At 63.4% G+C, this 12,618-nt stretch carries 13 protein-coding genes; 6 read left to right on the top strand and 7 right to left on the bottom strand.

Annotated elements, in window-relative coordinates; genetic code table 11:
* Positions 1–67: 67 nt before the first annotated feature.
* From ACP146_RS02430 to ACP146_RS02420, 3 genes are all read right to left on the bottom strand, one after another.
* Positions 68–1,408 (bottom strand): TRAP transporter large permease, encoded by a 1,341-nt coding sequence (locus ACP146_RS02430; RefSeq protein ID WP_422365175.1) that lies wholly within the window; start codon positions 1,406–1,408, stop codon positions 68–70.
* Positions 1,409–1,522: 114 nt separating this feature from the next.
* Entirely contained in the window at positions 1,523–2,056 is a 534-nt protein-coding gene (locus ACP146_RS02425) for a TRAP transporter small permease (RefSeq protein WP_422365174.1), read from the bottom strand.
* A 146-nt stretch (positions 2,057–2,202) separates the two neighbouring features.
* Positions 2,203–3,216, bottom strand: coding sequence for a TRAP transporter substrate-binding protein (locus ACP146_RS02420; RefSeq protein ID WP_422365173.1), 1,014 nt, complete (start codon positions 3,214–3,216; stop codon positions 2,203–2,205).
* Between the two features lie 266 nt (positions 3,217–3,482).
* On the opposite strand from ACP146_RS02420, the gene ACP146_RS02415 reads away from it, so the two are divergent.
* Positions 3,483–4,418, top strand: a complete 936-nt coding sequence (locus tag ACP146_RS02415) for a LysR family transcriptional regulator (protein ID WP_422365172.1) — start codon at positions 3,483–3,485, stop codon at positions 4,416–4,418.
* 30 nt (positions 4,419–4,448) lie between these two features.
* Here ACP146_RS02415 and ACP146_RS02410 read toward each other — a convergent pair whose 3' ends face one another.
* Both ACP146_RS02410 and ACP146_RS02405 read right to left on the bottom strand, forming a co-directional pair.
* Complete coding sequence (locus tag ACP146_RS02410; protein ID WP_422365171.1) at positions 4,449–4,997, bottom strand: GNAT family N-acetyltransferase; 549 nt, start codon at positions 4,995–4,997, stop codon at positions 4,449–4,451.
* A 194-nt stretch (positions 4,998–5,191) separates the two neighbouring features.
* Positions 5,192–6,142 carry a LysR family transcriptional regulator gene (locus ACP146_RS02405; protein ID WP_422365170.1) on the bottom strand — a complete coding sequence of 317 codons (951 nt, stop codon included), beginning with the start codon at positions 6,140–6,142 and terminating at the stop codon, positions 5,192–5,194.
* 125 nt (positions 6,143–6,267) lie between these two features.
* Here ACP146_RS02405 and wrbA point away from each other — a divergent pair, with 125 nt between their 5' ends.
* The 4 genes from wrbA (at position 6,268) to ACP146_RS02385 (ending at position 10,164) form a co-directional block, all read left to right on the top strand.
* A complete protein-coding gene (gene wrbA / locus ACP146_RS02400; RefSeq protein WP_422365169.1) occupies positions 6,268–6,870 on the top strand; it encodes an NAD(P)H:quinone oxidoreductase in 603 nt (200 codons plus the stop codon).
* A 53-nt stretch (positions 6,871–6,923) separates the two neighbouring features.
* Positions 6,924–7,622: a pirin family protein gene (locus tag ACP146_RS02395; protein ID WP_422365168.1), complete on the top strand. Its 699-nt coding sequence runs from the start codon at positions 6,924–6,926 to the stop codon at positions 7,620–7,622.
* Positions 7,623–7,662: 40 nt separating this feature from the next.
* On the top strand, positions 7,663–8,649 hold the full coding sequence (locus ACP146_RS02390) for a glutathione S-transferase family protein (protein WP_422365167.1): 987 nt from the start codon (positions 7,663–7,665) through the stop codon (positions 8,647–8,649).
* A gap of 159 nt (positions 8,650–8,808) precedes the next feature.
* Positions 8,809–10,164, top strand: a complete 1,356-nt coding sequence (locus ACP146_RS02385) for an IS4 family transposase (protein WP_422364713.1) — start codon at positions 8,809–8,811, stop codon at positions 10,162–10,164.
* A gap of 54 nt (positions 10,165–10,218) precedes the next feature.
* On the opposite strand, the gene ACP146_RS02380 is transcribed toward ACP146_RS02385, so the two are convergent.
* On the bottom strand, positions 10,219–11,223 hold the full coding sequence (locus ACP146_RS02380) for an endonuclease/exonuclease/phosphatase family protein (protein ID WP_422365166.1): 1,005 nt from the start codon (positions 11,221–11,223) through the stop codon (positions 10,219–10,221).
* Between the two features lie 187 nt (positions 11,224–11,410).
* Here ACP146_RS02380 and ACP146_RS02375 point away from each other — a divergent pair, with 187 nt between their 5' ends.
* Positions 11,411–12,046, top strand: coding sequence for a pyridoxamine 5'-phosphate oxidase family protein (locus tag ACP146_RS02375; RefSeq protein ID WP_422365165.1), 636 nt, complete (start codon positions 11,411–11,413; stop codon positions 12,044–12,046).
* A gap of 16 nt (positions 12,047–12,062) precedes the next feature.
* Here ACP146_RS02375 and ACP146_RS02370 read toward each other — a convergent pair whose 3' ends face one another.
* A complete protein-coding gene (locus ACP146_RS02370; protein ID WP_422365164.1) occupies positions 12,063–12,608 on the bottom strand; it encodes a DUF924 family protein in 546 nt (181 codons plus the stop codon).
* Positions 12,609–12,618: the final 10 nt, after the last annotated feature.

The following is a 12,618-nucleotide window of genomic DNA, read 5'->3' as shown; positions in this document are numbered from 1 at the left end:
CGGGCGACAATCATTGGTCGGACTCCGTCTCTGTCGGTGGCCTCAAAACGCCACGCTGTGACGACGGTCAGTATCCGAAGAAGCGCGGCAGCCAGAGCACGATCTCCGGGAAGAAGGCAATGACGAAGACCGCGATCGCGTTGACCGCGGCAAAAGGCAACGCCTTGATCGATATCTCCTCGATCGAGATGCCGGAGATACCCGAGGCGATGAAGAGATTCTCGCCCAGCGGCGGCGTCTGGAAACCGATGCCCAGGGCGCAGACCATCACCACGCCGAAATGCACGGGGTCGATGCCCAGGCTGTAAGCGATGGGCAGAAGCACCGGCGTCAGGATCAGGATCGTCGCCAGGGTTTCCATGAACATGCCGACGAAAAGCAGGAAGAAGATCAGCATCGCCCAGATCAAGTAGATGTTCTGGGTCGCCGACAGCATGGCCTCGGCGATGATCGCCGGAATTTGGTTTTCCACCAGCAGGCGGCCGAAAACCGTCGCCGTGAAGAGGATCAGCAGCACCCGGCCGGTCAGCCAGGTGGTCGTCTCCAGCGAGCGGAACAACGCCTTCATGTCCAGTTCGCGATAGACGAAGAACCCGATGGCCAGCGTGTAGAAGATGGCGACGATGGCCGCCTCGGTCGGGGTAAAGAAGCCGGAATAGATGCCGCCCAGAATCACCACCGGCGCCAGGATCGCCCAAAAGCCCTTGTAGATCGTGCAAAGCGTGTTGCGTGCCGAGAAGCCCTCCGCCGAACCGCTGTAACCCTTCTTCTTGCAGATGATGTAGTTCATGATCAGCAGGCTGATGGAAATCACCAGACCGGGCAGCACGCCGGCAATGAACAGTTTGGGAATGGAGACCGACTGGAAGACGCCGTACTTCTCGACCGCCTCCGGCGGCGGCTGCATGCCGAGCGCGGAGATACCGAAGATCACCATGGGGATCGACGGCGGAATGATGATGCCGAGGCTGCCAGAGGAGGCGGTGATGGCAGAGGCGACGCCCCTGTCGTAACCGCGGTCGATCATCGCCGGGATCATCAGCATGCCGACAGCCGCGGTGGTGGCCGGGCCGGAGCCGGAAATCGCACCGAAAAACAGGCAGGCGAAGACCGTCGCCGCCGAGATACCGCCGGTAAAGGGCCCCGCAAAACTCTCGGCGACATTCACCAGCCGTCTGGAAATACCGGCCGCCTCCATCAGCGCGCCGGCCAGGATAAAGGCGGGCAGCGCCATCAAGGGGAAGGAGCCGACCGAGGTAAAGGCGATCTGTACGAACTTGATCGGATTTTCGTCCAGATAGAGGAACGAAATCATGGCGGAGACGCCAAGCGCCACAGTGATCGGTGCCCCCATGACCAGAAGGATCAGGAAGGTTCCGAACAGAATTAAGACGATGGTCGATTCCATGAAACGATTCCCCTAATCGCGGACGTTACGTCCGTGGCTTCCCCAGACTGCTCTCTGTGCAAACCCTGCGCGCAGACCCCTGTCTGCATCGGCCCAGAGCTGTTCGGCGCGGCCTTACTCGCCGCCTTCTTTGATCATCTTTTCAACTTCCGCCTTCTCCGGATCGCGCACGTCGATCCCCTTGACGAGCTTCATGTAGTTCGCCTGGATGATGCGGATGGTCATGAGGGAGAAGGCAATCGGCAGGATCATATAGATGTACTTCATCGGAATGCCGAGGGTCTGCGACTTCCAGAACAGGTTCATTTTGTTGAAGACGAAGTCGTAGCTCAGGTAGACGAAGTAGACGTTGAAGGCGATCCAAAAGAGGTCGGCGACCGCTTCGATGGTCATCGACACCTTCTTCGGCAACTTGTTGAACTGGAAGGTGACGCGGTTGTGGGCGTAGAGCTTGGCGGCATAGCTGGCGCCGAAGAAGACGAACCAGACGAACATGTAGGTCGCCAGCTCCTCGCTCCAGGAGAACGAGTAATTGAAAAGCTCCCGCGACAGAATCTGGGCGAAAAGCAACAGGACGAAAAGCGCCAGCAAGGTGCGGCAGATGTAGCTTTCGATGTTATCGAGAAAGAGATAGATCTTGCGGCCCATCTTTCTGCGTCCTCCCCCAATTACCCGTTTGATGCTGCGTGCTCTGGCGGACAGGGCGGGTCCAATTTGACCCCCGGAACCGGCCCTGCCCGCCGAACACTGACTTTGCTTGCTACGCTGACTTGGAGACGGCCTAAGTCGTCACCCTATTCGACAGCCGGGCGCCCAAGCGACGTCAGGATGGCGTTTACCTTTTCCTTGCCGCCGATGCTGTCATAGAACTTCGGCCAGACGTTTGTCGTGGCGGCCTCGATCCATTCCTTTTCCTCATTGGCCGGATCGTCGATCTGCATGCCCTTGGCAATGAGATCGGCTTTCAGCGCGGCTTCGGTATCCGCCAGATACTGGGCGGAGAAAGCGGTTGCCGCCTTACCGGCCTCGAGAATCGCGCTCTGGACGTCCTCGGACTGGTCCTGGAAGACCGACTCGCTGACGATGATCGGCTCCAACAGGAAGAGGTAACGCAGATTGGTGATGTACTTCTGCACCTCGTAGAACTTCATCGCGTGGATGGTGATGTAGGGGGTGTCCTGCCCGTCGACCACGCCCTGCTGCAGCGCCGTGAAGGTCTCGGACCAGGCCATCGGCGTCGGGTTGTTGCCCCAGGAGTTATAGGTGTCGATCATGATCTCGTTCTTGGGAACGCGGACCACGATGTCCTCCAGGTCGGCCATGGTCTTGATCGGCTTCTTGGAGTTCGACAGCACGCGGTAGCCGGCATAGGACCAAGCCACGATCCGCACACCGGCATCGCGCAGGGTGTTCTCGGTCAGTTCCTTGCCGACATCGCCCTGGGTCAGCTGTACCGCTTCCTCCAGGCTGAGGATCATGTACGGCAGGGTCAGCACACCGACCGTGGGCGAGAACGGCGTGATGTTGTTGATCGCCAGAACCGAGAAATCCAGGGTGCCGATGGCGGCATCGTTCACCGTGTCCTGCTCGCTGCCGAGCTGGCCGTTGTGGAACATCTTGATGCTGTGCTGGCCGCCCGTGCGTGCTTCGAATTCCTCGACAAACTTTTTGCCCGCCGCGTCCTGGGTGCCGCCGGCGGCATCGCCAAGCGCCATCTTGAAGTTCTTCGCCGAGACGTCACCTGCTGCAGAGAACAGTAGAGCCACGGCAAGGCCGGTCGTCGCGACCAATTTTCCCGCAAATTTCATTTGAACCTCCTGAGTTCATACCGGGGCCCGGACGACCGCAAACGGTCGCAGAAACCCACTGCTTGTGTCGGCCCACTGGACGAGCGACCTGTGATGAACTGATGTCTGCGCTCCCCGTGGTCCTACCGTTGATTCTTTGACCGCAGACCGGTTTTCCGGCTCCGCTGGTCGGTTTATCGGACCAGAGCGTTAACGCTATGATGGCGAATATGTTTCATGTAAGGTTGAGTTTCGAACAATAGTTTCATTTAGATGAAACATTCGCCATGGCCCGCAAAGCCATTCTCGGCCGCGTCAGCGACGTCGATATCCGCCTGTTGCGGGTGTTCCGCGCGGTCGTTGCCTGCAGCGGCGTCTCTGCGGCGGAGCTGGAACTGAATATCGGCCGCTCGACCATCAGCCGCCATCTGACCGACCTCGAGACGCGTTTGGGTGTGAAACTCTGCGACCGCGGGCCCGCCGGCTTCGCGCTCACGGCGGAGGGCAATCAGATCTTCGAGGCCTCGACCCAGCTTCTGGCCGCCATCAACGCCTTTCAGGTCGACGTCGATGCGGTTCATCAACGGCTCAGCGGACGCCTCGCCATCGCGCTCTTCGACAAGATGGTCTCGAACCCCGAGGCGCGGCTGTCAGAGACCATCGCAATGTTCGACAAGCTGGCGCCCGATGTGGTCCTCGAGATTCACAAGGAGCCGGTCAACACCATCGAAAGCGGTTTGCTGAACGGGCGCCTGGACCTGGCCATAACCCCGACCCACCGCCAGTCGAGCAGCCTGGAGTACTTCCCGCTTTATTCCGAACAGATGTACCTCTACTGCGGAAAGGAACATGTCTTGGCTGGCGAGTCCGGCAAGCGCGCCCGGCAGCACGACATCCGGCGCTGCAAATACGCCGGGATCGGCTTTCACTCGCTGAACATGATCGTCAGCCATCGCCTGAAACTTACGCGCGACGCCGATGTCTACGACGAGGAAGCTCTGGCGGCGCTGATCCTCTCCGGGCGCTATCTGGGGTTCCTGCCGGATCACTATGCCCAGACCTTCGTCGAGCGGGGGCAGATGTGGCGGTTGCGCCCGGACGTCTATCAATACAAGAGCGACCACGCCGCCATCGTGCGCCACTCGCCGCGACCCTCACGGCTGGTGCAGGAGTTCCTGAACTGTCTCACCGGGGCTCACGAAGGCGCCCGGCCGCCCGCTTAAAGATCATCGGGAAGATGGGGCTGGGCGCCGTCAGGCGACGGAGCGGCGAAGTCCCCTCCGGCGTTGGCCGGATTGCGGCGCTTCGTCTTCGCAGCGTTCGACAACACCCTCCACACCCTCCAGGGCGCCGGGGATCAGCGCCTTGACCTGAAAGCGCTCCGGCTCCACCGGGCCGGGCAGAGAAAGGCCCGCCGCCGCCGCGGAGCCGAAACCGAAGACGCGGTAATAAGCCGGGTCACCCACCACCAGACAGATGCCATGACCAAGCCCGGCAGCCGTGACCAGGCTATGCGCCACCAGCCGCTTGCCGATGCCGCGCCCCTGCTGCGCCGGTTCCACCGCGAGAGGCCCCAGCAGGATCGCCGGCGTCTCTTCGACCACCACAGGCCAGTAGCGGATAGACCCCAGCAGGCTGCCGTCCTCGGCCACCGCCGAGAAACACAATTCGGCGACGGGGTCGAGGCCGCTGCGTAGCCGATACACCGTCCGCCGCGTCCGGTCGAAACCGAACGTCCTGTCAAGCAGGGGGGTGTTGAGTGCGGCGTCGTCCGGCCGCTCGGGCATAAGAGAGAAGGTCATGATCTGTTTTCCAGGCTTGCCGTCGGCAACGGCGTCGAGAACTGCAGGCGGTGGCGCGCGCAAAAGCGCGGGGGCTCAACGTCGTCGTCGCAGTCTTTCCTGGTTCGGCAAGGGATCGTCCCTCCTGATCTTGACCAAGACAGGCGGTCGCAACCACCTGACAGATCCGGCTTATCACAGAAGTCTTAAGGATTCTAGCCCTCTTGCGGCGGCGGCACCGGCACCAGAATCCGGTCCAGTCCGTCGTCCCAGTAGGGCTCGGGGCCGAAGCGGTCGGCCAGGAAGTCGACGAAGGCCCGCACCTTGGCGGAAAGATTGCGGTTGTGCGGATAGACCGCGTAGATGCCCTGTGCCCCCAGCGGAAAGCCGCAGAGCACCGGCCGCAAGCGCCCGGCGAGCAGATGGGCGCCGACGATGAAGCTCGGCAGAGCCGCGATGCCCATGCCCGCAAGGGCAGCGCTGCAGAGGGCATCGCCGTTGTTGGCCTGAAAGGGACCCTTCACCTTCACCCGGACCGGGCCCTGCGGCCCGCTGAAGCGCCATTCGTGGCGCCGGTCGAGGTTGGAATAGATCAGGCAGGCGTGATCGCCGAGTTCCTCCGGCTGCAGGGGCTCGCCATGACGCGCCAGATAGCCCGGACTGGCACAGAGGATCGCCCGGCTGGGCGCCAGGCGGCGGGCGATCAAACTGGAGTCGGTCATGCCGCCTATAATGCGGATTGCCACGTCATAGCCTTCCTCCACCAGGTCCACGAAACGGTCGTTCATGACCGCATCGATGACAATCTGCGGATGGCGCTCGTGAAACTCGGGGATCACCCGGGCGAGATGGAGAAAGCCGAAGGACATCGGCGCATTCAGCTTCAGCAGCCCACGCGGGGCCTCCGCCAGGCTGCTCACCGCCGTTTCCGCCGCCAGGGCCTCGTCCAGCACCCGCCGGCTGGCCTCGTAAAAAGTGGTCCCGGCCTCGGTCAGGGACAGCCGCCGGGTGGTGCGGTTCAGCAGGCGCACGCCCAGCCGGTCCTCCAGGCGGCTGATCTGCTTGGAAACAGCCGACTTGCTGATGCCCAGCGCCCGGGCGGCAGCGGAAAACCCTTCCGCTTCAACAACTTCAGCGAAAACGGCCATCTCATCCAAGCGTGACATTGTCGTTTCCTCAGAGAAACAATGATGTTCTTGCATACCACATTATTTTCTTGGGGAGAACGCCCACCTATTCCCCACAGCGCAATGCTGAAATCTCACGGCGAAGCGGAACAAGGGAGTTCAAGATGACCAAGGTACTCGTGCTCTACTACAGCAGCTACGGACACGTCGAAACCATGGCCGGCGCGATCGCCGAGGGCGCCCGCGAGGTTGCGGGGACCGAAGTGACCATCAAGCGGGTGCCGGAGTTGATGCCCGAAGAGGTCGCCAGGAACGCCGGGGTGAAGCTGGATCAGGCGGCGCCCCTCGCCGATCCGAACGAGTTGGCCGACTACGACGCCATCATCTTCGGGACACCGACGCGCTTCGGCAACATGGCCGCGCAGATGCGCAACTTCCTCGACCAGACCGGCGGCCTGTGGATGAAGGGTGCGCTGATCGGCAAGGTCGGCAGCGTCTTTGCCTCCACCGCGACCCAGCACGGCGGGCAGGAAACCACCATCACCTCCTTTCACACGACCCTGCTGCATCAGGGCATGGTGATTGTGGGCCTGCCCTACAGTTGCCAGGACCAGATGACGCTGGACGAAATCGCCGGCGGGTCGCCCTATGGCGCCACCACCATTGCCGCGGGCGACGGCAGCCGCCAGGTCAGTGAAAAGGAACTTGGCATGGCCCGCTTTCAGGGCCGCCACGTAGCGGAGATCGCCGCCAAGCTGGCCGCCTGACCCGCAGACAACAGGCGCGGGGAATCCGCCCCGCGTCTTTCAGGAGCAAACCGATGATCGAGATCAAGCACTTCGACAATCTTGGCCGTTTCCAGAACGACTGGCTCTCGGCCCGCTATCACTTCAGCTTCGCCAACTACTACGACCCCTCGCGCATGGGCCTGGGTCCGTTGCGCGTCTGGAACGATGATAAGATTGAGCCGGGCACCGGCTTCGACCTGCACGGCCACCGCGACATGGAGATCATCACCTATGTGCGCGAGGGCGCGATCACCCATAAGGATCATCTCGGCAACGAAGGCCGGACCGAAGCGGGTGACGTCCAGGTGATGTCCGCGGGCACAGGCATCATGCATGCCGAGTTCAACCGCGAGGACGACGCCACCCGGATTTTCCAGATCTGGATCGAACCAGAGGTTCACGGCGTCGAGCCGCGCTGGGAGGCCCGCGCCTTCCCCAAGGCCGAGCGCTCCGGCGAGCTGGTCGCCCTGGCATCCGGGCGCAAGCAGCATCCGGATGCCCTGCCGATCCACCAGGACGCCGCCATTCTGGGGGCGACCCTGGCGGCGGGCCAGACGGTGAGTCACCACCTGGATCCGCAGCGCAAGCTCTACCTGGTGCCGGCGAAAGGCAGCATCACGGTCAACGGCGTGAAGGCCGGGGAGCGTGACGGCGTCACCATCAGGGATGTCGAGAAGGTCGAGATCACGGCCGAAACCGAGTCCGAGGTTCTTCTGGCCGACGTCGCCTGATCTGGGCCTGATCCGACAGTACAAGAAAGGGAGTAAGACAATGGGCCTCTTGGTCGACGGTGTCTGGAAAGACCAGTGGTACGACACGAAGTCGAGCGGCGGGCGCTTCCAGCGCAAGCAGAGCGCCTTCCGCAACTGGGTCACCGCCGACGGCAGCGCAGGGCCCAGTGGTGAGGCCGGCTTCAAGGCCGAAGCCGGCCGCTACCACCTCTATGTCTCGCTCGCCTGTCCCTGGGCGCACCGCACGCTGATCTTCCGCAAACTGAAAGGCCTGGAGGATCTGATCCCGGTCTCGGTGGTGCACTGGCATATGGGCTCAGCCGGCTGGACCTTCGAGGAAGGCCCCGGCGCCACCGGCGATCCGGTCAACGGTGCAAAGCTAATGCACCAGATCTATACCACGGCCGATCCGCATTACAGCGGCCGGGTGACCGTGCCGGTGCTCTGGGACAAGCAAAAGCAGACCATCGTCAGCAACGAGTCGGCGGAGATCATCCGCATGTTCAACACTGCCTTCGACGGGCTCACCGGGTCGACCCTGGATTTCTATCCGGAAGCGCTGCGCGCAGAGATCGACGCCGTGAATGCGCCGATCTACGACCATGTGAACAACGGTGTCTACAAGTGCGGCTTCGCCACCAGCCAGGAGGCCTATGAAGAGGCCTTCGATGCGCTCTTTGCCACCCTGGACGATGTCGAAGCACGGCTGGGCCGACAGCGCTACCTTGCCGGCGATGTGATTACGGAGGCCGACTGGCGGCTCTTCACCACCCTGGTTCGTTTCGACCCGGTCTACCACGGCCACTTCAAGTGTAACCGCCGCCGCATCGCCGACTACCCCAACCTCTGGAACTACACCCGCGAGCTCTACCAAGTGCCGGGTGTCGCCGAGACGGTGGACCTGTTTCACATCAAGCAGCACTACTACGGCAGCCACAAAAGCGTGAACCCGACCGGCATCGTCCCAAAAGGCCCGGACATCGACTTCGCGCTGCCCCACAACCGCGAAAGGCTGAAGGCGGCTTAAGGGCGCGGGAACACAAAGAGCCCCCTCACCCTCCCGCTGACGCGGGATGAGTCCCCCTCACCCCGGCCCTCTTCCACAAGGGGCTACGGCATTCACGGAATTGCTTCTCTTTGAGGCGATGATGTGATTCAAGCAATCCAGGTTTTTTGGGGGATCTGGATGGCTGGGTTTGGAGACGTGCGTGTTGCGGGTCGGTCGGAATGGATGATGGACCAGTTGGTGTCGAGCGGCAGTTGCGTATTGCGCAAGGTTGGTGGTGACCGGGCTGGTGAGATGGCGTGCCACCGGTTTTTGTCTTCGCCGCATTCCAGCGTTGCGGCGATCCTGTCCGGCCTTGCGGCCCGGACGGCGGCGGTGTGCGCGGGTCGGCATGTGATCTGCATCCAGGATACGAGCGAGATCAACTTCAAGAACCGCGCGGCCAACCGCCGGGGTTTTGGATGCGGGGCGGATGGCACGAGCCCGGCCTTTTTCCTGCACCCGCTGCTTGCGGTGGACGCCGAGGACGAGGCGGTGCTTGGCCTTGTGGGGGCCGAGATCTGGACCCGGCCGCCGGTCAAGGCGGGCGATCGTCGGCGGCGTGCGCCTTCGGACAAGGAGAGCGGTCGCTGGCTGTCCGGGGCGCGCTGCGCCGGCGAGGGTTTGGCCGGCGCCGCCAGCGTAACCGTGGTGGCCGACCGGGAAAGCGACGTCTACACGCTGTTTGCCGGCAAGCCCGAGGGCGTGGAGCTTGTGGTGCGGGCGCGCCACGACCGTGGCTTGGCGGACGGGGAGAACGAAGCAGACGGGGCGGATGGCCGCCGCCTGTTCGAGGCACTGGCGGCGGAACCTGCGCAAGGCCGGTCTGTCGTGAAGGTCGGCCCGCGTGGGCCGGGCGACAAGGGCCGCGAGGCCACGGTGGAACTGCGGGCACGCCGTGTGCGGATCGTCCGCCCCTCGAGGCTGAAGAAGGCGCATGCCGCAGAGATGGTCGAGATGACCGTCGTCGAAGCGCGCGAGCCCGATCCGCCGGCGGGCAAGGCGGCGCTGCACTGGCGTCTGCTGTCGTCGGCGGACATCGCGCCGCAGCGTGCGGTTCAGCTCTACCGCCTGCGCTGGCGCATCGAGCAGCTGTTCCGAACCTGCAAGAGCGACGGCCTGCGCTTCGACGAAACCCAGATGCACGATGCCGGGCGGCTGATGAAGTTCGCCGCCATGGCGCTCGGCGCGGCGGCCCGCATCATGCAACTGGTCGATGCCCGCGACGGCTCGCGCCGACCGGCGACGGACGCCCTCGACGCCGGCTTTCTGCCCGCACTCCAGGCGATCTCCAAGACGCTCGAAGGCAACACCGAGCGCCAGAAAAATCCGCATCCAGCCGACAGCCTCGCGTTCCTCGCCTGGGTCTGCGCCCGCCTCGGCGGATGGAACTGCTACTACAAACCGCCCGGACCAAAGACCATGAAAACCGGTTGGCAAACCCTCGCAGCACAACTCACCGGATTCGCACTCGCAACAAACATCGAAAATGTGTGAATCCCATAGCCCGCAAGGGGAGAGGGGCGGGGTGAGGGGGACACCCGCAAGACTCTAAAGATCGAACGCGGCAACCAAGGGCGCGTGGTTGGAGCGTGGATCGTCTTCGGCCATCTCTTCCTCGTCGGGCAGCGCGTCGTTCAAGGCCTCAATCCCGGTGAAGCACTGCCGCAAGGACTGTGAAACGAGGAGATGATCGAGCATCAGCGGCCGCCCGGCATGGATCACGGTGTGACGGCGTTCGATCGGGAGCGTCTGCTCCAAGGCATAGAGCGCGCGTGACGCCAGCGCCGGATTGCCGCTGTCTTCAACGGCCGCGCGCAGAATGCGTCCCGGGGTTTCCTCGACCCCGGCATTCAGGTCGCCGCAGACCGCGACCAGCGCCGCGGGATCGGCATCGAATATCTCTTCCACCAGAAGCCGTGCTTCCAGCGCCTGTCCGCTGCGCATGATCGTCGCCGCCAAAAGACCCTCTGCCCAACCGGCGACGGACGACCAGACCGGTGGCGCGCCTTTTTGACCCCCGATTTTTTGCGCCCCCATCTTCTGGCCGGGGATCGGCGCCGCCAGGGGCGAACGCAGGTGGAGGTTGATCACATGCAGGCGCCCTCCCCCTGGCAGTTCCAAGAGGCAATACAGCAGCGGACGGTCCCAGGCCAGGGTGAGATCGCCGGCCTCCGGCGGAACCGCCGTGACCGCCGCGTAGCGCCGCGGCGGCACGAGGTCATTGCGCAGTTCGCGCAGCGCCAGCACGGGAAAACGGCTGACCAGGGCGAGGTTGTGAACGTCGGCGGGCCCGTCGCCGGAAAGGGAACGGCTGACGGTCAGGCTGTGGCCTGCATAGTCGCTGGCATTCAGGAGCCGCTGCAGCGCCGTCGGCCGGCGTTGCCCGCCGGCCTGTCTCCCCTCGCCTTTCCGGGCGTTCACCTCCTGCAGACAGAGGACATCCGCACGCAAACGATTGAGCAAGGGCGCGAGCACCGCAATCCGCCGCGACAGCGCCGCCTCGCCGCCGCGCGGCAGATCGAGAGACTCCAGGTTGAAGGTGGCAAGGCGCATCTGAAATTCCAGTGAATGACCAGCGCCTTTAGTATTAGCAGACTTCGGTCCCGGCACTTTTGATGCAGCGCAGACCCCGGGCTTCAGGAAAGCATTTGCCCCGCCAAAGCAGCGGACTAGAATTATCAGCCATGGCGAGGGCGGCCCCGGTGGTCATAAAGCCCGACACGAGCAACGAGAGGCCGATTTGGCCATAGACAAGATCGATATCTGGAACGCGGACGAAGAGCCACGGCTCAGTGCGGTGCTGAGCGAGTGCTGGGCGCTGCTTGTCGACGGGGCCAACGATCCGAAACATGATCTCTATACGCCGGCGCTGGCGACGGGCGACACGACCCACGGCCCCATGCTGCGCACGGTGGTTCTGCGCCATGTCGATAGAGAGACACGTCAGCTCGGCTTCTATACAGACCTGCGCAGCCGCAAGATCGGTGAGATCCAGGCCGACCCCCGCGTCGGCCTGTTGTTCCTTTCCCATTCCGACGACACCCAGATCCGGGTTCAGGCCGAGGCGCGCATCCACTGCGGCGATGCCGTTGCGGAGGAAGCCTGGGCCGGCATACCGCTGCCCCAGCGCCGGCACTACATGGTCTCCGGGCCGCCCGGCCTGCCCTGGGCCTGGCCGACCTCGGGGCTGCCGGGCGATTTGGAAAACCGCGCACCCAGCGAAGAGGAAAGCCTGGCCGGCAAGCTAAACTTCGCGGTGGTGATCTGCACGGTAAAGCAGATGGACTGGCTCTATCTGACGCCCTATGGCCACCGCCGCGCCGTCTTCGCCTGGGACGACGAAGGGCGGCTTCAAACCTCCTGGCTGGTGCCCTGAACCTTCCGGTGATGTCTCAGAACGAGGAGCCCGGTTCCTTCAGGAAAGCGACCTCCTCATCCGTGCTTTCGCGCCCGAGGGTCGCATTGCGGTGGGGAAAGCGCCCGAAGCGGGCGATGATGTCGCGGTGCGCCTCGGCATAGCGCAGCCATTCGGGGTTTTCGTCCAGGCTGCGGACCAGACGCATACAGGTTATCTGGTCCGCCAGATCTTCGCTGTGCTCCAGCGGCAGATAAAGAAAGAGGCGCTCGACCTGGTTGAGAGACTCGTCAAATCCCGCGGCAAGGGCGTGGCGCGTGACGGCCAGGGCAGCCTCATCGCTGGCGAAGGCGCGCGGCGTCCCACGGAAGATGTTGCGCGGCACCTGATCCAGCAGGATGCAGAGCGCCAGACAGCCCTGCGGTGTCGTCTGCCAGGAATCGAGATCGCCGGCTACGGCCCGGTGATGCGCCGCCGATAGAGCCTCCTCGACATCCTTATCGAAGGCCTCGCCGCCGCCGAACCACTGCTTCTCGCGCCCCGGCGCAAACCAGAACGCCACAACCTCCGCCGCATCCGTCATTTCAATGCCT

Origin of the sequence: Pelagibius sp., from assembly GCF_965249265.1 — a bacterium.
Taxonomy (GTDB): Bacteria; Pseudomonadota; Alphaproteobacteria; order Kiloniellales; family Kiloniellaceae; genus Pelagibius.
The sequence above is the reverse complement of the archived record's forward strand: the minus strand, read 5'-3'. Positions and strand labels throughout refer to the sequence as shown.

Coding starts and splice junctions, on each gene's coding strand:
- ACP146_RS02380 (WP_422365166.1), bottom strand. CDS start 11,223: ATGCGCCTTGCCACCTTCAACCTGGAGTCTCTCGATCTGCCGCGCGGC.
- ACP146_RS02425 (WP_422365174.1), bottom strand. CDS start 2,056: ATGGGCCGCAAGATCTATCTCTTTCTCGATAACATCGAAAGCTACATC.
- ACP146_RS02395 (WP_422365168.1), top strand. CDS start 6,924: ATGATCGAGATCAAGCACTTCGACAATCTTGGCCGTTTCCAGAACGAC.
- ACP146_RS02430 (WP_422365175.1), bottom strand. CDS start 1,408: ATGGAATCGACCATCGTCTTAATTCTGTTCGGAACCTTCCTGATCCTT.
- ACP146_RS02390 (WP_422365167.1), top strand. CDS start 7,663: ATGGGCCTCTTGGTCGACGGTGTCTGGAAAGACCAGTGGTACGACACG.
- ACP146_RS02385 (WP_422364713.1), top strand. CDS start 8,809: ATGGCTGGGTTTGGAGACGTGCGTGTTGCGGGTCGGTCGGAATGGATG.
- ACP146_RS02370 (WP_422365164.1), bottom strand. CDS start 12,608: ATGACGGATGCGGCGGAGGTTGTGGCGTTCTGGTTTGCGCCGGGGCGC.
- ACP146_RS02420 (WP_422365173.1), bottom strand. CDS start 3,216: ATGAAATTTGCGGGAAAATTGGTCGCGACGACCGGCCTTGCCGTGGCT.
- ACP146_RS02415 (WP_422365172.1), top strand. CDS start 3,483: ATGGCCCGCAAAGCCATTCTCGGCCGCGTCAGCGACGTCGATATCCGC.
- ACP146_RS02405 (WP_422365170.1), bottom strand. CDS start 6,142: ATGTCACGCTTGGATGAGATGGCCGTTTTCGCTGAAGTTGTTGAAGCG.
- wrbA (WP_422365169.1), top strand. CDS start 6,268: ATGACCAAGGTACTCGTGCTCTACTACAGCAGCTACGGACACGTCGAA.
- ACP146_RS02410 (WP_422365171.1), bottom strand. CDS start 4,997: ATGACCTTCTCTCTTATGCCCGAGCGGCCGGACGACGCCGCACTCAAC.